13 protein-coding genes are annotated in these 26,105 nt (G+C 46.6%); 7 read left to right on the top strand and 6 right to left on the bottom strand.

All coding sequences use genetic code 11. From position 1 onward, the window contains the following. The first annotated feature begins 1 nt into the window (after position 1). From ONB37_11705 to ONB37_11675, 7 genes are all read left to right on the top strand, one after another. Positions 2-2,917: a glycosyl hydrolase 115 family protein gene (locus ONB37_11705; protein ID MDZ7400822.1), complete on the top strand. Its 2,916-nt coding sequence runs from the start codon at positions 2-4 to the stop codon at positions 2,915-2,917. A gap of 101 nt (positions 2,918-3,018) precedes the next feature. Next, a complete protein-coding gene (locus ONB37_11700) occupies positions 3,019-4,002 on the top strand; it encodes an aldo/keto reductase (GenBank protein ID MDZ7400821.1) in 984 nt (327 codons plus the stop codon). Positions 4,003-4,246: 244 nt separating this feature from the next. After that, the gene (locus ONB37_11695; protein ID MDZ7400820.1) at positions 4,247-5,191 is read left to right on the top strand and encodes an alpha/beta hydrolase; all 945 of its coding nucleotides are present in this window, start codon (positions 4,247-4,249) and stop codon (positions 5,189-5,191) included. Positions 5,192-5,314: 123 nt separating this feature from the next. Continuing rightward, positions 5,315-6,352 carry a uroporphyrinogen decarboxylase gene (locus ONB37_11690; GenBank protein MDZ7400819.1) on the top strand — a complete coding sequence of 346 codons (1,038 nt, stop codon included), beginning with the start codon at positions 5,315-5,317 and terminating at the stop codon, positions 6,350-6,352. 145 nt (positions 6,353-6,497) lie between these two features. Further along, positions 6,498-7,838 carry an MFS transporter gene (locus ONB37_11685; GenBank protein MDZ7400818.1) on the top strand — a complete coding sequence of 447 codons (1,341 nt, stop codon included), beginning with the start codon at positions 6,498-6,500 and terminating at the stop codon, positions 7,836-7,838. A gap of 422 nt (positions 7,839-8,260) precedes the next feature. Continuing rightward, positions 8,261-10,582 carry a glycoside hydrolase family 3 C-terminal domain-containing protein gene (locus ONB37_11680; protein MDZ7400817.1) on the top strand — a complete coding sequence of 774 codons (2,322 nt, stop codon included), beginning with the start codon at positions 8,261-8,263 and terminating at the stop codon, positions 10,580-10,582. A gap of 371 nt (positions 10,583-10,953) precedes the next feature. After that, positions 10,954-12,342, top strand: a complete 1,389-nt coding sequence (locus tag ONB37_11675) for an MFS transporter (protein MDZ7400816.1) — start codon at positions 10,954-10,956, stop codon at positions 12,340-12,342. Between the two features lie 238 nt (positions 12,343-12,580). Here the strand turns inward: ONB37_11675 and ONB37_11670 are convergent, their stop codons facing one another. The 6 genes from ONB37_11670 to ONB37_11645 all read right to left on the bottom strand — a co-directional run bounded on the left by ONB37_11670 (position 12,581) and on the right by ONB37_11645 (position 26,085). After that, positions 12,581-14,206, bottom strand: coding sequence for an endo-1,4-beta-xylanase (locus ONB37_11670; protein MDZ7400815.1), 1,626 nt, complete (start codon positions 14,204-14,206; stop codon positions 12,581-12,583). Between the two features lie 114 nt (positions 14,207-14,320). Continuing rightward, positions 14,321-16,084 (bottom strand): right-handed parallel beta-helix repeat-containing protein, encoded by a 1,764-nt coding sequence (locus ONB37_11665; protein MDZ7400814.1) that lies wholly within the window; start codon positions 16,082-16,084, stop codon positions 14,321-14,323. 219 nt (positions 16,085-16,303) lie between these two features. After that, positions 16,304-18,577 carry a family 43 glycosylhydrolase gene (locus ONB37_11660; protein ID MDZ7400813.1) on the bottom strand — a complete coding sequence of 758 codons (2,274 nt, stop codon included), beginning with the start codon at positions 18,575-18,577 and terminating at the stop codon, positions 16,304-16,306. 406 nt (positions 18,578-18,983) lie between these two features. After that, entirely contained in the window at positions 18,984-20,873 is a 1,890-nt protein-coding gene (locus tag ONB37_11655) for a T9SS type A sorting domain-containing protein (GenBank protein MDZ7400812.1), read from the bottom strand. Positions 20,874-20,958: 85 nt separating this feature from the next. Continuing rightward, positions 20,959-22,596, bottom strand: a complete 1,638-nt coding sequence (locus ONB37_11650; GenBank protein MDZ7400811.1) for a DUF5597 domain-containing protein — start codon at positions 22,594-22,596, stop codon at positions 20,959-20,961. 135 nt (positions 22,597-22,731) lie between these two features. Continuing rightward, positions 22,732-26,085 carry a T9SS type A sorting domain-containing protein gene (locus ONB37_11645; GenBank protein ID MDZ7400810.1) on the bottom strand — a complete coding sequence of 1,118 codons (3,354 nt, stop codon included), beginning with the start codon at positions 26,083-26,085 and terminating at the stop codon, positions 22,732-22,734. Between the last annotated feature and the right edge of the window lie 20 nt (positions 26,086-26,105).

Genomic DNA, 26,105 nt, shown 5'->3' with positions numbered 1-26,105 from the left:
CATGACCCATAGGAACAACAAAAAACTTTTGCCATCGACAATTCAACTCTGGCTAACCATCCTTCTTGTCTCACTGCTATTGGGTATTGCATTGATCCGGCCAAAACCTGCATCAGCAAAGGACCCTGAAACTTTTTTTTCCACGGAAAAGCTCGCCGGCGCATTTGCTCTTTCTGATGCCGGCAAACCAGCCGTATTGTGCGCGAGCTCCCAGGACTATCCGGGTGTGCTTCGCGTTCTCAGGCACTTTCAGGCCGATATCGAGCGGGTGACTGGGACGAAACCAGCGATCTCGTTTGATGACATTCCTGAAGCCAATGAAATAGTCATCATCGGCACCTTGGGCAAAAGCCAGTTGATCGACAAGTTGGTTTCTGATAACAAGCTCGATGTCTCTGACATTGTAGGTCGATGGGAAGCATCGCTCATCCAGGTCATAGAACACCCATTCTCAATAGGAACGTCAGCGCTGGTCATTGTTGGGAGCGATAAACGCGGCACAATCTTCGGGATGTTTGATCTTTCTGAGAAGATCGGTGTTTCGCCCTGGTATTGGTGGGCAGATGTTCCGCCAAAGAAAAAGACTGATATTTATATTCTACCAGGTCGACACATCCTTGGCCCACCGAAAGTAAAATATCGAGGTATTTTTATTAACGATGAAGCGCCTGCACTTTCTGGCTGGGCTTATGAGAAGTTCGGAGGGTTTAATGCCAAATTTTATGAGCATGTGTTTGAGCTGATCTTGAGATTGAAAGGGAACTTTCTCTGGCCAGCCATGTGGGGGAGGGCCTTTTATGACGATGACCCTGAAAATCCTCGATTGGCGGATGAATACGGTGTAGTAATCGGCACTTCGCATCATGAGCCGATGATGCGGGCGCATGATGAATGGCGCCGATATGGCTCTGGGCCTTGGAATTATGAAAAGAATGAAGCCAAGTTGCGCCAATTTTGGACCGAAGGAATTCGCCGGATGGGCAATTACGAAAGCATCGTGACCCTGGCCATGCGCGGCGACGGCGATGAGCCCATGAGTGAAGAGGCGAATATCGAGTTGCTTCAGAGGATCGTTAAAGATCAACGAGAAATTTTAAAAGAGGTGACTGGCAAAGACATCACCACCATTCCCCAAGTTTGGGCACTCTATAAAGAGGTGCAGGAATATTACGACAAAGGGATGCGCGTTCCCGATGATGTGACTTTGCTGCTGTGCGATGATAATTGGGGCAATATCCGCAAACTGCCCAAGTTGGACGATCCACCGCGTGCTGGTGGCTACGGCATATATTATCATTACGATTATGTAGGCGGACCGAGGAATTTTAAATGGCTCAATACCAACCAAATTTCTCGGGTGTGGGAGCAAATGCATCTGGCGTATGAATATGACGCGAGGCAAATCTGGATCGTCAATGTGGGGGATATTAAACCAATGGAATTTCCCATTAGCTTTTTTCTGGATTATGCCTGGAATCCAGAAATTTTTCCCGCTGAATATTTGCCCGAGTATACCAGACTTTGGTCGGAAAAACAATTCGGCTTACGGTACGCAAAAGAGATCGCTCACATCTTAACCAGCTATACCAAATTCAATTCCCGCCGAAAGCCTGAATTGCTTTCCCCAGACACATATAGTCTGGTCAACTACCGAGAAGCTGAGACAGTTGTATCCGATTATAAAAAATTAGAAGAACAAGCCCGAACGGTTTATGACGCTCTTCCTGCTGAATATCAAGATGCCTTTTATCAACTGGTGCTTCATCCAGTGGAAGCCTGTGCCAATTTGAATGAGCTTTATGTCACCGTGGGAAAAAATCGGCTTTATGCTAAACAGGGACGAGCAGCGACCAACAGCTTGGCAGAAAAGGCGAAGCAATTATTCGCTCGGGACGCAGAAATCACCAATTACTACAATAAAATTATGGCCAACGGCAAATGGAACCACATGATGGATCAAACCCATATTGGTTACACCTATTGGCAGCAACCGGAGACCAATGTCATGCCAGAGGTCAAAGAAATATCAATTCCAGAGACGGCGGAAATGGGAGTTGCTGTTGAGGGTTCCGATTGCTGGTGGCCCAACGCGCCTGGCATGGCAATTTTGCCGACCTTCGATCGATATCATCAACAAAGCTACTATATCGAGCTATTCAACCGGGGCAAAAAACCTTTTAAATATTCCATTAAAACAGACAAGCCTTGGATCAAAGTCGATCCCACATCTGGCGAAATTCGGACCGAGCAGCGGCTATGGGTGAAAATAGATTGGCAAAAAGTACCAGAAGGAGAGCAGAATGGGCAAATCCTGGTCGCTGGGCCTCACCGCCGCCGCATAGTGGTTCATGCAAAAATTTTGAATCCAGCTATCCCCCAGTCTGAGCTGCAAGGTTGCTTTATTGAATGCAATAATTATGTTTCAATAGAGGCTGAGCACTATTCGCGCGCTGTTGCAAATCCACCCCTTAATTGGCAACGCATCCCCGATTTGGGGCGGACGCTATCGGGCATGACGATATTTCCAGTTACTGCACCATCTCAGCCGGCAAGCGCTACTGGACCGCGATTGGAATTTGATACTTATCTGTTCAGCCAAGGAGAGGTGAAGGTCAAAGCTTATCTATCTCCGACGCTAAATTTCCATAACACCCAAGGATTGCGCTACGGGATTTCGTTCGATGACGACCCCATTCAAGTCATCAATATCCACGAGAATAAGACTTTTCAAGATTGGGAAGAATCGGTGCGCAACAATATCACCGTGGAGATTTCTCAACATGTCATTAACGAATCAGGTCGGCACGTTTTGAAATTTTGGATGGTTGATCCAGGGGTGGTGTTACAAAAACTGGTTGTGGAGACTGGTGAAATTAAGCCGAGTTATTTAGGCCCCCCAGAGAGCATAAAGATGTAGTCTATTTCAAAATGGGATTAAATCTATTGAGCAAAGATGTGGTCCACTTCCAACGTGACTACATCGAGCTCTAACGAGCTTTTTTTGACAGAGGAAGATCAATGCAATACCGAGAATTTGGCCGCACTGGCTGGAAAATATCTACGATTAGCTTCGGTGCCTGGGCAATTGGCGGCACTTGGGGACCAGTTGATGACAATGAATCACTCGCCGCTTTGCACCGAGCAGTTGAGCGTGGCGTCAATTTCTTCGATACCGCCGATGTCTATGGCGATGGTCACAGCGAACGACTGCTCAGACAACTGCGACGAGAGCATAAAGAAACCATTTATATCGCTACCAAAGCAGGACGTCGGCTCACTCCACACACTGCCGCAGGGTATAACCGAGAAAATCTGACCGCATTTGTCGACCGCAGCCTAAAAAATCTGGGCACAGAGGCCATCGATCTGCTTCAACTTCATTGCCCACCGACCGATGTCTATTATATGCCTGAGGTGTTCGATATACTTGACAATTTGGTCCAAGCGGGTAAAATTCGGTATTATGGCGTGAGCGTCGAGCGGGTGGAGGAGGCGCTCAAAGCCATCGGATATCCTAATGTACAATCAGTGCAAGTCATCTTCAATATGTTTCGGCATCGACCAGCGGAGTTGTTCTTCGAACAAGCGAAACAACGAAAAGTTGGCATCATTGCTCGAGTTCCTTTGGCTTCTGGGATGCTCACTGGCAAGCTGACAAAAAATTCTACATTTGCCACCGATGATCATCGACAATTCAATCGCCATGGGGAGGCGTTTGATCGCGGTGAGACCTTTTCGGGTGTGGATTATGATGTGGGACTCGAGGTAGTAGAAAAGCTAAAGAAGATTTGTCCCCCCGGAATGACCATGACCCAATTTGCGCTACGCTGGATTTTGATGTTCGATGCCGTTACCTGCGCGATTCCTGGGGCAAGACGCCCGTCACAGGTCGAAGAAAATGTCAGCGCTGCCGATTTGCCACCGATCGCTGTGGAAACAATGAATCATGTACGGGAAATTTACAATAACCACATTCGGAAATTGGTGCATCATTATTGGTAGAAGTGGGGATTGGAATATTGGAGTTCTTGATTGCTGAAATATTAACTTCAATCGTTCATCGCGCCATTTAATTCAATTTTATTGAAACTGATCCAAATTTAGGTTTGTCATTCTAACCGGCAGGTACTGGAGTAAGAGATCTAAAAAATTCAGTGATTCTTCGCTTCGCTGTGAATGACCACTTGCCATTTATTATGGGCGCTAATTATTTTTCATTGGTTTTTTGCATATTCATGGAGGTACTATGATCCGAAGATATTATATCATCTTCGCCTTGATAATCCTGCTGATTGTTTGGACTCCGAGTTACTGCTCACCGCAAATTCCAGGTGCTGATAATTGGGTCGATTACGCTTCTGGCGATTACGACATTCTGCCAAACATTACTTATGCCATTGCCAACAATACCGAACTGAAGCTCGATCTCTATTTGCCAAAAGATAAAAGCCAGCCGCATCCAACGCTCATTTTATTTCATGGTGGCGGCTGGGTCGCAGGACAGAAGGAGCGGAACATCTTATACCTATTGCCTTACTTGTCCATGGGATGGGCTGCCATCAATGTGGAATATCGGACAGCACCAAACTCATTGGCACCAGCAGCAGTGGAGGATTGTCGCTGTGCGCTTCGATGGGCATTCTATCATGCCGAGCAGTACAATCTGGATCCTTCAAGATTTGTTTTGACTGGCACTTCGGCTGGCGGTCATTTGGCGTTGATCACTGGCATGTTACCATCTAATTCAATTTTTGATCGTGCCTGCCCCACACCGGATAGCGTTCGCTGGCGATCTGGGATGGTTCCCGAAGTAAAAGTTGCGGCGATTGTCAACTGGTTCGGCATTACGGATGTCGCGGATTTGCTTGATGGCCCAAATGCCAAGCATTATGCGATCGAATGGTTCGGCAGCATGAGCAATCGAGAGGAATTGGCACGCCAGCTATCCCCCATCCACCATGTCAGGCCAGGTCTGCCGGCAATGATCACCATCCATGGCGATCAAGACATCATTGTGCCATATAGTCACGCCAAACGATTGCATGCAGCATTGGACCAAGCAGGCGTTCCGAATCAACTGGTAACGATTAAAGGAGCTGGACACGGAGGTTTTAATCGACAAGCGTTAGTAGAAAGCTATGCTGCGATCAGAGAATTTCTCAGGAAGAATAAAGTTCTAAAATCCGAGTAAACGAGACTACCCTTGTAAAGGTTTTAATCCGTCCTCAGAAAAACTTTGTCTGCTGTAATTGATTGCTCACTCGAAGTGACCGATGAACGTCATCATGCAAATTTAAAATAAAGGATATTCAAAATGACAGACCAACAATGGGAAATGCTTCAAAAAATCATAACCGGAGAAATTCTAAAACCATTGCCTGTCGGTTTCATCATCGATAGCCCTTGGCTACCAAATTGGTACGGCATCCAGATTCTCGATTATTTCAGCAATGATGAATTATGGTTTCAGGCCAATTGGAAAGCGATCCAGGAATTTCCTGAAGTCATGTTTTTACCGGGCTTTTGGTCTGAATTTGGGATGTGCACCGAGCCTTCGGCATTTGGATCGCGCTGTAGTTTTCCAGCGAATGAATTTCCACATGCCCATAAAATCATCCGTACGATGGATGACATCGAATCGCTCCCTCGGCCAAATCCGAAGACAGATGGGTTATTGCCGTTCGTATTAAACCGTTTGAAATTAGCCAAACCAAAAATCGAAGCAGCAGGGCATAAGATCCGATTCGCCGTTGCGCGAGGGCCATTGAATATCGCCAGTTTTCTCATGGGAACGACCGAATTTCTCACCACGATGATGCGCCTCCCAGAAAAAGCGACATTGCTCATAAAAAAGATAACGGATTTTCTCAAGGATTGGTTAGAACTGCAAATCGAGACTTTCCCGACGATCGATGGCATACTCTTGTTAGATGATATTATCGGATTCATCGGTGAAGCTGAATTTCTCCAATTTGCATTGCCGTATTTCAAGGAATTATTTCACGCGCCGGTCGCCATTCGGTTTTTGCACAATGACGCCGCTTGCCGAGTCTCCGCTCCATATCTCGCAGAAATGGGCGTAAATTTGTTCAATATGGGCTTCGATGTTTCACTTAATGAGCTGAAGCGACTGACCGATTATCAGGTAACATTGCTCGGCAATATCCCTCCCAGAGATGTTTTGGCCAATGGAAGCCCAGCAGATGTGAGCAACGCGGTCAACGAATTATTAGATTCTCTGGAAGATAAATCACGAACGATTTTATCTTGTGGGGGAGGGATGCCGCCAGGGGTGAGCAGTGAGAACCTACGGGCTTTCATCCACGCTGTGAAACACCACTTGACAAATTAACGACGCGTTCTGTTGCTGGATAAAATTTGTTTTTGCCGATCAAAATGAAAAACTCTCAAAACTGTTTTTCAGTCCCGAGACAATCCCAGATCTCTCATAAATCGACCAAAATCCTCCAATCGTTATTTAGGAACAGGAGCAATAGATGTTCAACCCAAAAATCCTTCTGAAAACCCAGGGCACTAATCGAGCTATTGCCATTGGCAAATTCCGCTGGCTCATCCTTTCGCTCATTTTCTTTGCAACCACAATCAACTATCTCGATCGTCAGGTGATCAGCTTATTAAAGGATGATTATCTCGAAAAGATTTTTCAGTGGAGCGAATCCGATTATGCCGATATTGTGATTGCTTTCCAATTAGCTTATGCGATTGGAATGCTGGGCATGGGCTGGTTCATCGATCAAGTCGGCACAAAATTGGGCTACGCGATTTCGCTGGCTGTTTGGAGCTTAGCGGCGATGGGCCATGCCATGGCCCGCAGCACATTTGGTTTTATAATGGCGCGTGGGATTCTGGGGCTCAGCGAGGCGGGCAATTTTCCAGCCGCAGTGAAAACAGTAGCCGAATGGTTTCCCCAAAAGGAGCGCGCATTAGCAACGGGCATCTTCAATTCTGGTACCAATATCGGTGCGATTGTGGCGCCCCTTGCTGTACCGTTGATTGCCATGCATTTGGGATGGCAATGGGCTTTTATTTTAACAGGTGCGCTCGGGTTGGTCTGGCTCATCTTTTGGTTTGCTTTGTATGAAATCCCCCAAAAGCATCCTCGATTGAACAAAGTTGAGTTCGAATATATTCATAGCGATAAAGACGAAGCGATTTTCAATGAAACAAAATCCTCCAAACAGAGCTGGATTCAATTATTGACCTTTCGCCAAACCTGGGCATTTTTGATCGGCAAATTATTGACCGACCCTGTTTGGTGGTTTTATCTATTTTGGCTACCTTCATTTTTAAATAAGCAATATGGCCTGACCAGAACCGAACTGGCACTGCCAATTGCGGTTGTGTACTCCATCACAACGATCGGCAGTATTTTTGGAGGCTGGCTATCGGGATTCTTCATTAAGAGCGGCTGGCCAGCTTATCGAGCCCGTCGCATCGCCATGCTGGTGTTTGCTCTATTTGCCCTTCCAGTAGTTGCCGCGCAAGCGCTGGGACAATACAGCTATTGGTATGCCGTTCTGATCGTCGGAATCGCTACCGCTGGGCACCAAGCATGGGCTGCTAATCTTTTTACCACAGTATCGGATATGTTTCCTAAAAAAACCGTGGCATCGGTCGTCGGTATCGGAACCATGGCAGGTTGTTTGACAGGAATGTTGATCTCCAAATTTGCAGGGCTGATTTTAGATTATTACAAAGCGCTGGGCACTATCGAGACTGGCTATTATGTCATGTTCTTGATCTGTGGATCTGCCTATCTCCTTGCATGGGTGATTTTTAATTTGCTCGTACCGCAAATGAAACGAGCTGAAATCTGATCTTTACGCTTGAAAAGCGTGCACTAATTTTTTTCGGATGATTTCAGTTTTTAAAGCTCATTCATGATGTACTGATCCGAATTTAGACCATTTCATTCATTCGAACTAAGCCAGCCATTGCTCGATTTCCTATGAAGCTTTAAATGAAAATCATTATTCTCATTCTATATCAAATAAGCGGCAATTGATAGGCGTTGAAAATTTTTCATGCATGAAATCATCCTTTTGAAAGGAAAAGATCCATCCTTCTCCCATGCCAGTGGTATCATCTGTGGTGCTCAATATTGGAGAGAGCCGAAAATCTTTTGTTGGTGAAAAATTTCGCTTGACTTTTTGAAAATAATTTATATATTTGAAACGGTTCAATAATTATTTAATCAATTAAATAATATTGAGACAACTCCCTTTCAGGATATCGGATCATGACGAAAGAACCCAAGCCTCATGAGCGCCACCCTGCCACTGATCTTCCTGCTTATAAAAATGCGTCCTTATCAATTGACGAACGACTCGCTGATCTGTTAGCGCGAATGACCCTCGAAGAAAAGGTTGCTCAGATGCTCTGCATTTGGGGGCAAAAGAAAACCATGCTATTTGATGACAATGGCCAGTTGAGTTTCGATCGAATGCGCCAGCATCTCAAACATGGTATTGGTCAGATTGCTCGATTAAGCGATTGCGGTTCAGGATTGAGCGCTGTGGAAATGGCTAAATTAGCCAATGCGATCCAGCAGTTTCTGATTGAAGAAACACGATTGGGGATCCCAGTGATCTTTCATGAAGAATGCCTCCATGGTCTGGCTGCCAGAGATGCCACGAGCTATCCTCAGCCGATCGGACTGGCTTCCTCCTTCAACCCTATATTGGTCGAAGCCATTTACTCCGCTATTGCCAAGGATGCACGAAGTCGCGGTGCGCATCAGGCGTTAACCCCGGTGCTGGATGTGGCACGCGATCCGCGATGGGGGAGAGTGGAAGAAACTTTTGGGGAGGACCCCTATCTGGTAGCGCAAATGGGTATTGCTGCAGTCAGAGGTTTCCAGGGCGATGCGAGTTTCAAAAATAAGGACCATGTCATCGCCACATTGAAACATTTCGCTGCCCATGGTCAGCCGGAATCGGGTACCAACTGCGCGCCAACCAATGTCTCGGAACGGTTGCTGCGGGATATTTTCCTCTACCCATTCAAACAAGCTATCGAAAGAGCCAATGCGCTAAGCGTTATGGCTTCTTATAACGAAATCGATGGCGTACCATCTCATGCCAATCGCTGGCTGCTAACAAATATCCTGCGCCAGGAATGGGGCTTTCAGGGGCTTGTTGTGTCCGACTATTATGCCATTACCGAATTGAACTGTCGGGCGGAGGCGACCAGCCATGGAGTGGCGAAGAATAAAAGCGAGGCGGCGCTTTTAGCTGCGTTAGCTGGGGTGAATATTGAGCTCCCCGACCCAGATTGCTACCCGTTGTTGGTTGAATTGGTCCAACAGGGGAAATTAGCAATGTCAACTATCGATGCCTTAGTCGCGCCGATCCTCAAATGCAAATTTATATTAGGCCTATTCGATGATCCCTATGTTGATCCTGACGCTATTCAGCTTGAGCAAAAACTGGAGTGCGATCGTTCGCTGGCACTTCAGGCTGCAAGAGAAACGATCATATTGCTAAAGAATGAACAAGGGTTATTACCAATAGATCCAAACGCCAAACGCACCATTGCTGTGATCGGGCCCAATGCCGATCGCGTGCTATTGGGAGGTTATAGCGGCAAACCCAGGCACTATACATCGGTGCTTGAAGGCATTCGGCAAAGGATCGGGCAAACGTCTCGGATCCTATATAGTGAAGGATGTAAAATCACTGTTGGTGGTTCCTGGGATCAGGATGCTGTCATTCTTCCCGATCCTGCGGAGAACTTACAATTGATCAAAACGGCGGCTGAGGTGGCTCGTCAGTCGGATATCGTTATATTGGCCCTGGGCGGGAATGAACAAACATCGCGCGAGGCCTGGAACCGAAATCATCTGGGTGACCGATCTTGTCTTGAGCTATTCGGGATGCAAAACGATCTGACAAAAGCGATCGTTGAAACCGGAAAACCGGTGGTCGTGGTGCTGTTGCACGGCCGACCCAATTCAATCAATTATATCCAACAGCATGTGCCTGCAATACTTGAATGCTGGTATCTTGGTCAGGAAACAGGGATCGCTGTGGCTGATGTGTTGTTCGGCGAATACAACCCTGGTGGCAAACTGCCGATCTCCATTCCTCGATCAGCGGGGCATCTCCCCTGTTATTATAATTACAAGCCATCAGCACGGCGTGGCTATTTGGATAGCGAAATCTCCCCGCTTTATCCTTTTGGATATGGATTAAGCTATACGCAATTTCAATTCAGCAATCTGCGGCTGGAAAAGGAGACGATCCATTGGAATGAATCGACCCATGTATTGGTCGAGGTAAAAAACGTTGGTCAGCGCGCCGGTCAGGAAGTAGTCCAGATGTACATTCGTGATCTCATCAGCTCGGTCACTCGTCCAATTAAAGAGCTGAAGGGTTTCCAAAAAATATTCCTACAACCTGGCGAATCACGAACCGTCTCGATTCCCATCACTCCTGAGCATCTGGCGTTCACCAATATCGACATGGAATTCAAGGTCGAGCCAGGTGAATTTGAAATCATGGTCGGAAATTCGTCACGAGACGAGGATTTGAACCGCGTAATTTTGCATGTGATTGATTGAGCTGCAACCTTATAATTTTCCAGATCCGATCGCTTTGTCAGTTGCGCTGGATTTGCGAGACAAATTGGAGGTGTATTTTCAGGAGAAGTAAGACAAGAAACATTGCCTGGTTCGACTCCAAATGCATAATTGGCCTTGTTAGTTCTACGCTAAATATGGTTGCCATTGGTCTCATCGAACCCAAAAATACTGCAATTCTGCGATTTCAATAGCGCCAAAGAGATTTAATTATCGAAAAAGAGCGAGAATTCGCATCCAAATCGGTTCACTTCAGCTTTGATCCCGGTTTATGATGTTTTTAGTATTTTTTCAATTTCGTCTTAAATTCTGGCAAAAGCCAATTTAAAGAAATCAAGCGACAGGAGTACATCGTGCTAATCAATTCAGACAAGCTTTCGATCAAAGAGAAAATCGGTTATAGTCTGGGCGATACTGCTTCTAATCTTTTTTTCCAGACATTCATTTTATTCTTGACTTATTTTTATACAGATGTATTCGGGATCTCTGCGAGCGCAGTTGCAACAATATTTCTGGTTGGCCGCATTTGGGACGCGGTGAACGATCCGATGATGGGCATGATCGCAGATCGAACCGACACGCGGATGGGAAAATTTCGGCCCTATTTATTGTGGTTCGCTGTGCCCTTTGGTGTTTTAGGAGCACTAATGTTTGTTACCCCCCATTTCAGTGCCACAGGCAAGGTGATTTACGCATTTGTCACCTACAATTTAATGATGATGATCTATACTGTGATCAACGTTCCATATTCCGCCCTGATGGGCGTCATCACGCCCAATTCTCAAGAACGCACGGTCGTTTCTTCGTTCCGTTTCGTCGCGGCTTTCGTGGGACAGTTTATCGTTCAATTTTCGATTCTCAGGTTGGTAAAATTTTTCGGTGGGCCAAACGAAGCACTGGGCTGGCAATGGGCTATGGCTGTCCTATCTGGTTTGGCCGTAATCTTGTTCCTCACCACGTTCGCAACGACCAAGGAGCGGGTCAAGCCGCTCCAACAAAAGAAGAACCCGCTGAAACAGGACTTGGTCGATCTTTTTCATAACGTCCCCTGGCTACTCATCGGCGGTGCCACCATTTTTCAGTTGATCTACATCGTCATTCGCAATGGCAGCATCATGTATTATTTCAAATATTTTGTTCAAGATCAGCAATTGACCTTGTTTGGAACAACATATAATTTTTCCTTTGGATCGCTGGCCTCGACCTTTATGCTCTTCGGTACAATTGTCACCATCATCGGTGCGATTTTAGCGAACTGGTTGAGCAAAAACGTTGGGAAGTCGCGCTGCTATTATGGTTGTCTGACGCTCGCAGGAATCACCACCGCCTTATTTTATGCGCTAAAACCACATGATCTCATTCCAATGTTTATCCTTCAGCTCTTCACATCGTTCGCCATGGGACCGGTCTCTGTATTGCAATGGGCGATGTACACGGATACTGCTGATTATTCCGAATGGAGGACGGGACGGAGGGCGACAGGACTGGTGATGTCCGCCTCACTTTTCGCATTGAAATTGGGGATTGCTCTCGGTGGAGCACTATTGGCCTGGATCCTTGCGGCTTATGGATTTCAAGCCAATGTAGCGCAATCAGCGACCAGTTTGCTGGGCATTCGCTTAGTGATGAGCATCTATCCAGCGATCGCAGCTTTCATCGGTGCCGCGCTCATGATTTTCTATCCATTAAGCAATAAGATGATGATGAAGATCGAGCAGGATTTAAAGGCGCGGCGCCAATAGTTTACTTGGGGAAAAAAGATCAAATCTTTGGGCTCAGAATTGACAGGCTTCAAAAATACCTCATCCCTTTTTCCGAGCGTATGCAATTCTTTGCGAAAAGGATAAGTGCCAGACCACCTGATTTCTGGAGGATTTCATTTTTGTGGGATTACATTTCCGTTTTTTCCCACCGAAATGGAATCCCCCAGAAAATTTTTCTTTGCCTTTGAGAAGATCTAGGGCACCATCATAGAAATCGTTATTTGACAATCACCATGCGCTTGGTAGCAGTGAACTCTCCAGCCCTAATTTGATAAAAATAGATTCCAGACTTTAAATTTTCCGCTTGAAAAGCTACTGAATGTCTCCCTACCTTCATCTTTTGATCGATAAGGGTAGCGATCTCATTGCCTAATACATCATAAACTTTCAGATGAACCCAACAATCGCGGGGGAGTTCAAACTCAATGATCGTTGCCGTATTGAAAGGATTTGGATGATTTTGAAACAACTCAAATTTATTTGGTAGCATCATTTCTGTTCCCGTTGCTGTTTGGTCCCCGGTCATGAAAATTGCCATCATTGAATAGCCACTCGATCCATGCTCGTTCCATGCTTCCACGCGCCAGAAATATCTCCGATTCGGATCCAGTGGCCCCACTTGAATAAGTGTATCGGTAATTGTGGTGTCAAGCACGATTGATGAAGGCACAAATGTGCTCAACGTGGCTAATTGAACGTGGTACGAAGTTGCTGTTTTGGAGGCATGCCAAATCAGCAAGGGGCGGAGCGAAACGCCACCTGTTGCGTTGGGCGAAATGATCGTTGGTGGCAGTGGACTGGCAATATACGTCCGCAACCACTGTAAGGCAGGCCGCTCGGTCCCATCGGCCAATAACAGATACGTGTAAGGATGCGCAGCCCAAGTATCCCCTTGGATATAGCCCCATAAAGTGATCCCTTTCACTGCCGAGTGACTCCAAAATATCGGAAAATAGATTTTATACTGGGCAAGCTGATCCAAGTCGACGGGTTCATCGATATCAAATTCCGATATATAAATCGGCAATCCGAGCGTTGCAAGTTTATCGAGATTGGCTTTGATCGTATTGATGTCATAGATGTAAATGTTGCTGGTGGCCCGCAGATCGCTCCGGAATTCAAAATAGTGACCTTGGATACCAATCCCATCAATCAGATTGCGGTCCTTCAACAGATTGATCAGGTTGATATAATTAATGGTCTGGCTGTTGCTATGCAAAATATTATATTCGTTGATCAGAAGTTTGGTTGTATCAGGACAGTATTTTCTGGCGAGTTGAAAAGCCGTAATGACCCAATCCCAGCCGGTTATTCCATCGCCGCCTAAAGCGTTCTTGTAAGCAGGGGGCGCGTGAAAAGGTTCATTGACGACATCCACCATTGCCATTTTGGGATAGCGTTCGCCCACGCGCCGAATCCACTCTTCTATTTTCGCGCGCTGTGCTGTGGAATCCAAAGAATTAATCCAGCCTGGCTGCTGTTGACCCCAGATCAACGTATGATATTTGAAAGGCATTTTGTGATTTGCAGCAAAGGTATAGATTTTATCCAGCGGTGCCCAATTGTATTGTCCCTGAACTACCTCAACCGATCCCCATTTCCCTTCATTTCCAGGCGTTACTTGGTTCCAATAGCGATCGAGATAGCGATAGATATTTGCGCTGGTAGCACAGCCCAAAAACTTATCCTTGCCTGCTGCTAAGGGCTGTCCCATAGAATTTATCGGAGTGAATAATCCGCTACTGAAACCGAGCAAACTGAAAATTGCAACAAACCAGCGATGTAATTGATGGGAATTCCGATATGCAAAATAGCAATGGATAGCAGCATATATTGATCTCATTTTAAATCGTCCTCTCTTTTCCTTTACTCTTTGGGATGTACATTTTTCGAGCGAAAGCAAAATAGAAAATCAAAACTCCAACATTTCTTATCCAATTGATGAGGCATTCGAGCCTTAAAAATTCTTCTGGTTTGTTGGATAAGCGCCAACATATTTGGATTTGCCCGATGAGATACCAATTAGTTTACGGATCTCCAATGGCAGAGAATGGCCGAATTTCAATATTGGAGAATCGCGTAACAATTCCAAATTTCTTAGTTCAAGACTTTTAAACAACGGTCCATGGTAATCGGGAAAATACTGGCTATTGGTCAAGAATTCGGGATGATGCTTCCGAAATTCACCTATCGAATGAAACTGCTGCCGGCAATTTTTGTTCTTCTCTGGGCTCCATAAAATGATGGGCCGATCCAACAATTTCGCTCCGGCCACAAATACGTTGGAATCGAATTGATCCAATTGAGAATTGCTAACCCGATCACACAAGGATGCTGGCTGCCAAACATAAAACAACAATCGATCGAAATCATCGTCCCCCACCAGCAAATTATTGATAAACACATGGCCATCCCGTTCGTGAACATCAGGGCCAGTACTAGGATGCCAGCCGAAATGATCTCCAGCCGCGCTTCGGGCATTCCGCGAGATGCACGCTGTGCTGTTCACAAAGGTATTATTGTAAATTTGAACATCGGAGCTATTGAGCACCCAGAGGCCATGATCACAATTGATGAACACATTGCCAGCACAAATCGCTCCTTTTGATATTTCAAAGAAAAATCCGTTATTGCTGGGCCAGGGCTGTTCGATGGCGAATGGGCTTTTGTAATTGCCTACCCCTTCGACCCAATTGTTTAAAAAACGGCCATCCACATTGCCGACATCGTACCAGATACCATTGGAATAAGGCAGATCAATCACCAGATTATCCCGACAGGTGGCACGATAGCACTGGTTGAAAATTTTCACCGCTGCTGGATAATAGCCAGTAATACGCTCGATATTATTGCGGGTGAAAACGTTTTTTTCCAACAGAACATCATTCGAGCTCATGATGTAAATTCCTTCGGTGCTGGTATCGCTCACCCGGCAGTGGCGAATCACCAATGAATCACCTCGAAGGTAGGCGGCCACTCGAGAACAGAACGAGATCGTACAATTTTCCAGCACCGTGCCAACCACATCCTTGCCATGATTCGATTCCGGGGATAGGCCCTCTGGAAATTTGCCCTCCACTTCGATGGCACGGTAGGCATATTGGGTGAACGTTATGCCCCGAATGATCGGGCCTCGCCGGTCAGATTTTTTACCATGAACCTCCTGAGTCGTTCTGAGCAAAGCAACATCGAAAGCTGTGATTTCTACCAGGCGATTGGTTGGATCGACCGCAATATAAACTGATTTGGTGTCGTAATCAATATAAAACGAATTTTCATCGACCTCGCCCTCCCAACTGGCGCTTTGCAAGAATTTTCCATCCACAAAGACCATATCGTTATTGAAGCGATGTAATGGCGTCTGCTTGCCCTCACGATCGCGGCGCCACCAATCCGCTGGCCTGGCCGGGAACAGATGAGGCCATGAGGTCTTCCATAAGCCATTGCCCAGATTTTGCCAATCAGTAGCAACATACGTCCCTTTCAATATCGGCTGTTCATCCCGGTACGGCTGCATGATAATTCGCTGGTTGAAGATCAGATTCCCAGTGCGATAAATTCCTCCTCGCAAGATGATGGCATCGCCGCTTTTTACCCGTTCAATTGCTGCCTCTAGCGTTGTGGGTTGTTCTGGGGATGTGCCAGAGGCGTCAGCCAGGCCATCAGGAGAGACGAAATAGATTTGACCCGATATTTTTGGCAGTGGATAGTTTTGGCGCATGGGACCATAAGGTCCACCCGATGGCTGGGCAAGGATCAAAGTTATATTTAAGAAAGTGAGAGAAATAATTCCTATAAGGTAATTGCAATAGTTCAAGATTGCATTATCTGATGAGCGTTGAGGTCTTCGACATTTGAACCAACTCATATTTCGCTTCTCCGAGAAATCAAACGAAAAGTTTTGTATCGTTCAACAATTTTTAAAAATTGATCATCATGATTATTTGATCAATAAAGCCTTTTTTATGAAATTAAAATGAGATCCTTTTAGTTGACACAAATAAACGCCGCTGGCTGCATCCGAAGCCTCCCATTGTGCGAGATGAGCACCCGGCTGCTGATATCCTTCAAACAATATCGCTACTTCTTCTCCTAATAAATTATACATCTTGATGCTTATATAATCGCTATTGGGAACCGAATATCGAAATTGAGTCGATAGATTGAACGGATTGGGAAAATTTTGTTCCAGGCCAAATTTTTTAGGCTTTAATGAATCGTCATCTTGGGGAATATCAGTGCTGGTGTCGCTTTTTGCAGTGAAATAGAACCAGTGAAGCTGGAACAATTTGCCAGACTCAGAACCAATAAATTTCAAATAGACATCATGACGACCCGATATGGGAGTTACGGCTGAAGCGAATGTTTGAAATGTCCTCCAGCCACCCGTATTGCGAATCGGACATTCAGCAATTTTCTCCCCACTATCCAGCGAATCGAGCCACACCTCGATGGAGCCACCACCCGAACCGCAGCAGGCAATGACTTTCATTGAGTCTGGTGTGCGACGATAATCTCCATGATTACCAAATTCAACACCAGCATACATCGCCCAATCATTCGCATGGATATTGTCGAGAATATAACCAGCCTGAGGATTGTATGATCGGGAAGTACCATATTGGTTGGCTGGGCACTCCGCCAAAATAGGTGTATAGGCATCTCGATATATATAAAGATCAAACCAGGCATCACTGGATCCTTTCACATATAATCCCTGTCGCGTACCTGCAAACGTAGTGAAATCAGAATAAGCATCAATTACCGATATATCTACCTCCTGCCCTACTGCAGTCCAATTAGTCCCATTATCGCTAAAGTAGCCGCTGATTTTGTGATTGACCCGCACCATTTTAAACCACAGCGTATCTCCCACTGGATTTTCCAGCTCGTACTTATTATTTTCAAAGCTGAACGATATTGACCTTTTCTGATCAGACGATAAGGTGCTGACCAATTTGACGAACATTTGTTCATCGCCTCGCATGATCCAAAGTCCTGCCTCATCGGAAGTTGCTTTCGGCTGGAAATCAAGACGGGTGATGAGCGAATAGTTATGTTCCCCATCATTTTTGATCACAGTGTTGGCTTTCGATCTGCTTTTGGGCGATAATCGTAACCAACCGGGACGCTCAGTTAGCGAATAGCGATCGATAGCAGTATATCCGAGAAATGACCATTCCGGGTGCAATTTACTTGAATTAAAATAATCTGATTTTGGCACCATCCAGGGGATACCGCTGCTCGGCAATTTAGGAGCTGTAAACGGCTGGTTGATCGGATAATCTGCCACAGGTTTACCATAGGCATCGTAATGGACCTGGTTGAGCAGCCCCTGCCTTCCCTGGCCCTTCCACTCGCCTTTGGCGTAGAGCGGATGCAACACCCAGCACGTGCTATCGTCCAGCATGATCACCGGCGAGGCATGATTGGGGCTGGTGAACAATGAAGAACCTTTTTGAGGATCATTTTCATTGAAAAAATCACCCAACATTTCCCATGCGGATTGTTCGGCGGTCAACACCCGGCTTCTCATGACCTTTTGGCCGCCACCCAGATCCCGGGCAAACGAATAGTAATAGTAGCCACCATATTTCCACATCACTGGCCCTTCGGCCCAACTGTACGGATACGATGGATCGGGATTCAACCATTTTAGATCATATACGACACCGGTCGGTTGCCCATCCGGGCCTAATTCCACAATGCCGTTATTGGGCTTGCCATTTTTAACAACCAGATACCATTTGTTATCATCATCGATGAAGATCGAATTATCATATCCCAAAGTGTAGGGAAGGTTTGGAGGATCTTTTATTTTTACTGGCATGCTCCAAGGACCTTTTGGGTCGGGTGCTTTGACAAAATACATCGAATTGGCGCGAGAGAAGAAATGCCAATATTCCCCATTATAATAAACCATGTGACCTCCCCAGCAGCCTCCGCCGGGCGCATCGCCATACCCAGTCCATGAAGCATTCACTGGTTGGGCAATGGCTTCCCAATGAACCAGATCGGTTGAGTGATAGATGACTGGCGTTGGGTTGAACGAGGACCCGGTCGTATAAAAATGACTCCCTACTCTGGTCAGCGTACAATCGGGATGATCGCCAGGGATGACAGGATTCATGTAGGTCATGACCAAAGGGGATTGGGCATTTTTATTGAACCCCAAAGATAACCAGAGCGCAAACGCAAAAAGAATTCTTTTCACTGTGTCCCTCATTTCGGATCATACAATCTATTTTAGCAGAATCAATTTTTTGGTTTGAACAAAATTCTTGGCCTTCAGTTGACAAAACTAAATGCCATTGGCCAGTTCTTTGCCATCAAACTCGACAACATAATTTCCAGCTTGCTGAAAGCCTTCATCGAGGGTTGCGATCTGTTGCTTCGAAAGATTGAACATATTCAGAGAGAATCAACCGCTCTCAGGAATTGAATGATTGAACAACGTTTTCAACTCAAATTAATTTGGGAAATTTTCGTTAATTACCTCATGGATGGAAGCCCCATTAGCAGTCCGTCCCCCACAAACAGATTCTGGATATTGGGCAACATTTCAAATAGAAAAATTAGGTTTCTGAGTTCGCCAAAATTGCACCCTAATAAGAAACCCGCTACTGGGACACAAAGGTCGTGACACTGGAGGCCTCTAACGTGGCGGTAAACCTTCCAGCCCGTGCCACAATATCGGCTTTTCTGGCCGTATTGTCGGTAACCGAAGTCACATAAGGCGCGAAGACGGCCACGCTCATGTTTTTTAAAACGAATTCTTGATCTACTGGAGTGGACCGCAGATTAATGGCAACAATCACCACTCTCGAATCTCCTCTATATGCGGTCACATAAACCTGAATTTGGGGACGTTGAGTGGCAAGCACTCTAAAGTACCCGGGCCGCACGAACCTGGCAAATTGCGACATGACAAAGCCGCGCTTGCTAACATTGCCATCTTCTTTAATTGGCCCGTAAAATCTGACAATATACCACCAGATATAAGCGCTCATCCCAGTGAACATGCAATCATTGATCTCTTTGCCGGTTGCTAAAACTTTTGCCCATGAGGTATCTGTATCTAAATGTTCAGTCATCCAGATCTCTTTACCTTTATTTTCCGCCAAAGGATAACTACTCAGTCCACCCCCATAAATATGCCCCCCTATGATTGCAACATGCGATGCAGCGACAGAATCCAGCAAAATTGGATCAGATAAGCTATGGTTGAAATTGAACGACTCTGGAACGATGATGTTCGCGCCTACCGCCGGGGCATTTTCTTTGACGAATTTGAGCAGCTCGTCAGCATTCCAATCGCATGACTCGTAGGTGACCTGAACATCAGGTTCGTTTTGAATTGATACGGCGTAAAGCGGTGCACCGTTGTTCGCCATGAAATCTGCAAATGATTTTAAATGGGCGGCATAATCAGCATAAGCTGATTCGCGCAGTCGGCCTCCTACCAAATTATTATTGGTTTTCATGCTGGCTGGCGGTGACCAAGGCGAGGCAATGATTTTCACACCGCGCGAATACGCCGCTTTTGCTGTGGGAACGTTATAGCCAAATTCACTGGAACTTGGCGGAATTCGGAGACGGAGGATTGTCAATCCGATCTGGCCGTCATTGGTGCCGAACGCCTTTTCGATCTGATCAGCCGTCATGTCCGGCCGCCATCGCAGAATGTTCGCCGCTCCAAAGCCACTAATGTGCTGACGGGTACTGTCCAAATAAATCACCGCCGCCGATGCATTAATATCCTCTTCTACGAGAAAATTCAACACAGCATTGGGTTGAATCGATACAGAGCGAATTTGTTTTGGGACGATCCTGGGCATGGTGCTGTCGGTATTACTGATTCGAACCGCATAATCGGTTTGCATCCCGATTGTTGCATGATTTAGCTGAAACATCATTGTCGACATCGGCTTGGGCATTCCCATGGGGGTGCGGTCGCCCTCCTCGGATGAGAATATCATCTTTCTGACCTGCGTTTTTCCGCAAGCTCGCAAACGGCAAAAATAGATTCCAGAAGTCACTTTAACTCCATTTCGAGTCATACCGTCCCACAGCAACTGATGGCCCCCCCTGAGCTGAGTACCAAGATCAAATTTTTTGACCTCTCGGCCGAGGATATCAAAAATGGTGATCTGGACTTCCGATGGAGCGCTCAGTCGATAGGAAATCATCGTCACAGAAGAAAATGGGTTGGGATAATTTTGTTCTAATTCAAACTCAACTGGCGGAATTTCGGTCGAATGCACAGAAGTCGGAATAGAGACTGAATATTGACCAATATGATTGGTCACTGCCCAGAATTGGCGGGTCGTGTCGAGACAATCAGTGAACGTCACCAACGCATTTTGCACTGGTTCGGTGGCGGTGCTTACCGTACCTCGAACCTCTACGCATAATGAATTCGAAACCATCCCAAACAATATTAGCGAAAAAGGTAACAGAAGCCAGCCAAAAAATTGATGAGTACTTTGATGAATTGTTTTCAATTTCATTCGAGTGCCTTTCAACAAATTATAGACGAGATCATCGAGCTACAAATTTTGAATCTGGTTTTTGCGTTGCTAAGCCAAAAAATGATTATCGATAAGCATAAAGCTTCACCCGCTGAATTCCATAAGTAGTTCCAGGCAGATGCAAATGTCTTCCCTGATGGCTCTGATCGCCGTTCATGCGACGGCCTGGAGACCAAATTCCACCGATAAATCGGCCCTCATCTATGCGGTCAATTCCGGCAATTGCACCATTACCGGATCGGGCTTCGAATGTCACCACGATGCCGCTCCCAGCAATCAGAAATTCATCTGGCTCAAGCATGATGATCATGCCCCCAAATCGGGGCATTTCTCCTTCGCTCTTTTGGGCATAAGGCCAACTATATTCGTGCCGAACGTTAAAGATGAAATCCCCGAGTTGCACTTGGGCTTTATGATGGGTGCTATCGAGCAATACGCCAGCCATCTCGCCTTTGCCCTGTTTAGCCAGGATCAATGGCTCAAGCTGACGCAATACATCATAAGCTTTGGTTAGCGGATGAGAATCCGGGTCTCTTAACGATTCGATTGAAAATGGGCTGTAGCCCATGGCGTTGTGCTGAGCAATTGCATAGAACGCATTGGTCGGACTTTGGGTATTGGCCACTTCAGGGATGAACAGTGGGTTACCAGATCGATCATATTTTTCGCACCACTCTTTGAAATTTTTAAAATAGATATCGGGAGCAAGGAAATCGATATGAGGGGCGGCTGCTCGCCAAACTTCCAAAAGATGCGGCAAGGGACCGCCGCTGGGATATTGTCCCGGATGATAATTGGGACGGATAAGCGCCGCATTGACAAACATAGGCAGGGGATATGCCTCTTTCCCGGCCTTTGCCACTTCATCGGCGTATCGCGCAAAATGCCAGGCAATAAATATTTCGTCCGTATGAAGACCTTTCCCAAATACTTGTTCCCATGTCCCTGATGTTGGATAGCCCATCTGCTCCCAAATCTGTCGGAACTCTGGAATCAGGAATTGTTTGTTCTTTTGCAAATAGCTCATCAGATCCGATGGCACTGGTTCGCTAAAAAATTGGTTTGCCTGATCACAATAATCCCTCGCATCCGGGATCATGCCGATCTCGTTTTCGACCTGGACCATAATGACGGTCTGCTGCTGTTCATCTATCGAACGAATATGCTGCATCAGCGCCTTAAATGCCCGAGCATCGGCTTTGCGGTTCTGTTCGCTGAATGGGGTTAGAATTTCGAGCGCCTGGCCTGATCTGGTTCGCGCTCGAGGAAATCGCTGTTGATCCCGCTTGACCCACGAGGGGGCATAGCACGACATGCTGTTTTTCCATGATCCAAACCAGAGCAGCACCAGTTTCAAATCATAACTTCGGGCTGAGTGAATCAAACTGTCGACCAATGCAAAATCAAATCTCCCCTCAGCCGGCTCGATCAATTCCCAATAAACTGGACTAAGGATCGTGTTCAGATTCATCCTTTTAAAATTTTGCCAGAAAGGTCTCAGATATTTTGGGTCAGATGGAGTAGAGTTCCCCAACTCTCCAGCTAAAATTAAGAACGGCTTTCCTTGAACAACAATCTGGGTGGCCGAGCCTTTTTTCATGAGATGAGGCAATGATACAATTTGAGTCTGTGCTGGAATGATTTCAAAAATCAAGATCATAATGAGTGCGGTCAGCGATTGCCATAAATGCCAAACTTTCATTTTTAGTTCCTCTTGATAATGAAAACAGCCCCGGTTGACCGGCCGGGGCTGTTTTTGATTTTGGAGGTGCGATCAAAGTGAGTAACTAATTTTTTCGCCAATATGATGTCTCATTGACATCATCGCTCAATCAATCTATTTGACCAGCAGCGCCTTGCTGAAGCTGATGAACTCCCCAGCTTTTAACTTGATGATGTAAACGCCCGAAGCCAGATGACCAGCATCGAAAGTAACTTTGTGATAGCCCGCCTCAAATCGACCCTTTGCTAGCTCAGCAACGATGCGACCCGAAATATCATACACAATTAGATCAACTTCGCTGCTCTGTGGCAAAGCGAACTCGATCGTGGTCGTTGGATTAAACGGGTTCGGGTAATTTTGTTTTAGCACAAAGTTGGCTGGCAATTGATCGACATGCGCGAAAGGCGCGTCTTCATCATGAATTGCAGTTGTAATATCTGGGCCGCGATCAACCTTGACCTCGGACAGACTCAACTTGGTCGTCGTTGAATTATTGATAGCGAAAGCTACACAATTGATCTTGCCTGTCGTTGCTGGTACAATCGCTGAGGTTTCCCAATAGTAAGTTTTATCAATTTTCGATAGCTTCGCTCTCACCAGATTGCCAGTCGCCTGAGCGGAGATTGAGATGGCGAATTCATAAAAGCCAGGTCCAGCTATTGCATTGGTGGGCGTCTGAAGCTGTACGCCAAACGGCATGGCTTTAGTGCTGCTAATATCCCACCAGGTTCCATCTATAATACCACCCCAGGTGCCAGTCACACCTGACCAACTGGCGACATTGTTACCGCTTGGAGGTACAAATAGATAACCAGAATGAGCCCGATCCGTCCCAGTCCATACCCAGTTCGAATCCAGATTGGGATCCTGCTTGAGTGTTCCAGCGCTATCGCTGTAGAATAGCCCGAATCGGAGACTGGACAGATCTTCGAAACCGCCGCCGACCAGTTCCATTTTCCCCGTTACGATCAGCGCGCGATCTTTTTCAACGCTCAAAACGTAGGGATCGATACTGCCTCGCACCGCCGACCAACCTGTTGGAGCTGTAGTTCCACCGATGGCTACGTCACCTTCGAACTCACCCGGCGTTAAGTTCCAGCCACCAAGTTGACCGCCGCTGAATCCCCAATTGGCCACGTAATATGCCTGCCATGGCGCCTCAGGAATTTCAATCGGCTTGCCCAAATCCACCTTCACCTCGTACAAATTCACCTGCGTGGCCGAAAGATCCTTATTGAATCCAAAGCATATCCCATTGAACTTGGTCGTCACCTGCGCCGTGTCCTTGGTGATCCCTCCAAACCAATACTTGTTGTTCTCCTCCACCATGTACCAGCGAATCTCATTACTCCCATCCGCCAACGGCTGAACCGATATCGCCCACTTATACACCCCTGCAATCATCTCCGCATTCCGCGGCGCCTGATTGACCGCAATCAACGGAACATTGCCACTGTAGGTGCTATTCCAACCCAACACTCCGGGAACCGTCCAAACCGTACCTACTCCCAACGTGCCATTCGCCATCGTCCCAGCTCCCGTCCGCGGCGTAAACTCATACCCATAATGTCCCTTCTCAGCCGCACCCAGCGGAACCCATTTCGCTGAGTCGGTGTACTGATAATCCAATTTCATGCTGTCCTGGAACGTCAACGCATAGCGCAAATGCGTGTACGCATCACCACATCCTCCACCAACAAACTCCAACTTACCACTCACAATTATGGCCCTGTTTACGGTCGCCTCCACCGGATCACCAAATCCACCCCGAATCGTCGCCCAACCAGTCGGCGGCGCTCCAGAACCAATACTCGCATCCCCATCCAGATAATTGACATCATTCAAAATCGGCCACGCCGTCCCTCGATTGGTCTTCCCCCACTGATTCACATAAAACGCCTGCCATGGCGCCTCCGGTATCTCAATCGGCTTGCCCAAATCCACCTTCACCTCGTACAAATTCACCTGCGTGGCCGAAAGATCTTTATTGAATCCGAAGCATATCCCATTGAATTTGGTCGCCACCTGCGCCGTGTCCTTGGTGATCCCTCCAAACCAATACTTGTTGTTCTCTTCCACCATGTACCAGCGAATCTCATTGCTCCCATCAGGCAATGGCTGAACCGATATCGCCCACTTGTACACCCCTGCAATCATCTCCGCATTCCGCGGCGCCTGATTGACCGCAATCAACGGAACATTGCCACTGTAAGTGCTATTCCAACCAGCCACTCCTGGGACCGTCCAAACGGTGCCAACGCCTAAAGTACCGTTGGCCATTGTTCCGGTACCAGTTCTCGGGGTAAACTCATAGCCGAAGTGCGGTTTTGTACTAACCCAAATGGCAGAATCGGTAAACTGATAATTCAATACGGCACTATCCTGAAAGGTCAATGCATAGCGCAGATGAGTGTACGCATTGCCGCAGCCTCCGCCAACGAATTCAAGTTTTCCAGTAACGATGATGGCATTATCCGTGGTTGGTTTCACATCTCTCTCGAAACCGCCTCGAATAGTCGCCCAAGCAGTTGGCGGTGCACCAGATCCAATACTAGCATCTCCATCGAAGTAGTTCTGATCATTTAGAATAGGCCAAGCGGTTCCACGAGCTGTCTTTCCCCATTTGCTCACATAAAACGCTTCCCATGGCGCCTCGGGGATTTCAATTGGCTCACCCAGCTCAACTTTGACCTCATATAGATTGACCTGAGTTGCGAGAATATCTTTATTGAAACCAAAGCAAATGCCGTTGAATTTGGTGCTCACTTGAGCTGTATCTTTGGTAATTCCGCCGAACCAATATTTATTGTTCTGTTCCACCATGTACCAGCGGATTTCATTGCTTCCATCCGCTAACTGGCGGACCGAAATCGCCCAATTGTAAATTCCCTCGGTCATCTCTGCATTTCTTGGAACCTGATTAACAGCAATGAGGGGCGCATTGCCACTATAGGTGCTATTCCATCCCAAAACACCTGGGACTGTCCAAACAGTACCTACTCCCAGAGTACCATTGGCCATCGTCCCTGCGCCTGTTCTTGGCGTGAACTCGTATCCGTAATGACCTTTCTCAGTTGTGCCAATAGTGACCCACCTGGCTGAGTCGGTGTATTGATAATTTAAAGCAATGCTATCCTGAAATGTCAGCGCATAACGGAGATGGGTGTAAGCAGCGTCGCAGCCGCCACCGACGAATTCGATTTTTCCGGTTACGACAACAGCTTTATCAATAGTTGCTTCAAAAACCTGGCCGAAATCGCCACGGATCGTGGCCCACCCTGTTGGCACAGCTCCTGATCCGATACTGGCATTCCCAGGGGGCGTGGCCGCAGTGTTTAGGATCGGCCAAGCTGTCCCGCGGTTTGTCTTGCCCCATTTTTCCACAAGGACCTGTGACTGTGCGGTCAGGCTACATAAGAAAAGGATGACCAGCATTGCCACGCAAACATTGCCAACCTTCTTGAACATTTTAATTCTCCTTCTGGTTT

The sequence above is a fragment of the candidate division KSB1 bacterium genome (assembly GCA_034506395.1).
GTDB lineage: Bacteria > Zhuqueibacterota > Zhuqueibacteria > Thermofontimicrobiales > Thermofontimicrobiaceae > Thermofontimicrobium.
Note: the sequence above shows the minus strand (reverse complement) of the source record. Positions and strands in the feature narration are given on the sequence as shown.

Bases quoted from the DNA above. Each gene is read 5' to 3' on its own strand.
- ONB37_11690 (MDZ7400819.1), top strand. From the start codon at position 5,315: ATGACAGACCAACAATGGGAAATGCTTCAAAAAATCATAACCGGAGAA.
- ONB37_11650 (MDZ7400811.1), bottom strand. From the start codon at position 22,596: ATGAAAGTTTGGCATTTATGGCAATCGCTGACCGCACTCATTATGATC.
- ONB37_11680 (MDZ7400817.1), top strand. From the start codon at position 8,261: ATGACGAAAGAACCCAAGCCTCATGAGCGCCACCCTGCCACTGATCTT.
- ONB37_11655 (MDZ7400812.1), bottom strand. From the start codon at position 20,873: ATGAAATTGAAAACAATTCATCAAAGTACTCATCAATTTTTTGGCTGG.
- ONB37_11700 (MDZ7400821.1), top strand. From the start codon at position 3,019: ATGCAATACCGAGAATTTGGCCGCACTGGCTGGAAAATATCTACGATT.
- ONB37_11645 (MDZ7400810.1), bottom strand. From the start codon at position 26,085: ATGTTCAAGAAGGTTGGCAATGTTTGCGTGGCAATGCTGGTCATCCTT.
- ONB37_11685 (MDZ7400818.1), top strand. From the start codon at position 6,498: ATGTTCAACCCAAAAATCCTTCTGAAAACCCAGGGCACTAATCGAGCT.
- ONB37_11670 (MDZ7400815.1), bottom strand. From the start codon at position 14,206: ATGAGATCAATATATGCTGCTATCCATTGCTATTTTGCATATCGGAAT.
- ONB37_11665 (MDZ7400814.1), bottom strand. From the start codon at position 16,084: ATGCGCCAAAACTATCCACTGCCAAAAATATCGGGTCAAATCTATTTC.
- ONB37_11695 (MDZ7400820.1), top strand. From the start codon at position 4,247: ATGATCCGAAGATATTATATCATCTTCGCCTTGATAATCCTGCTGATT.
- ONB37_11705 (MDZ7400822.1), top strand. From the start codon at position 2: ATGACCCATAGGAACAACAAAAAACTTTTGCCATCGACAATTCAACTC.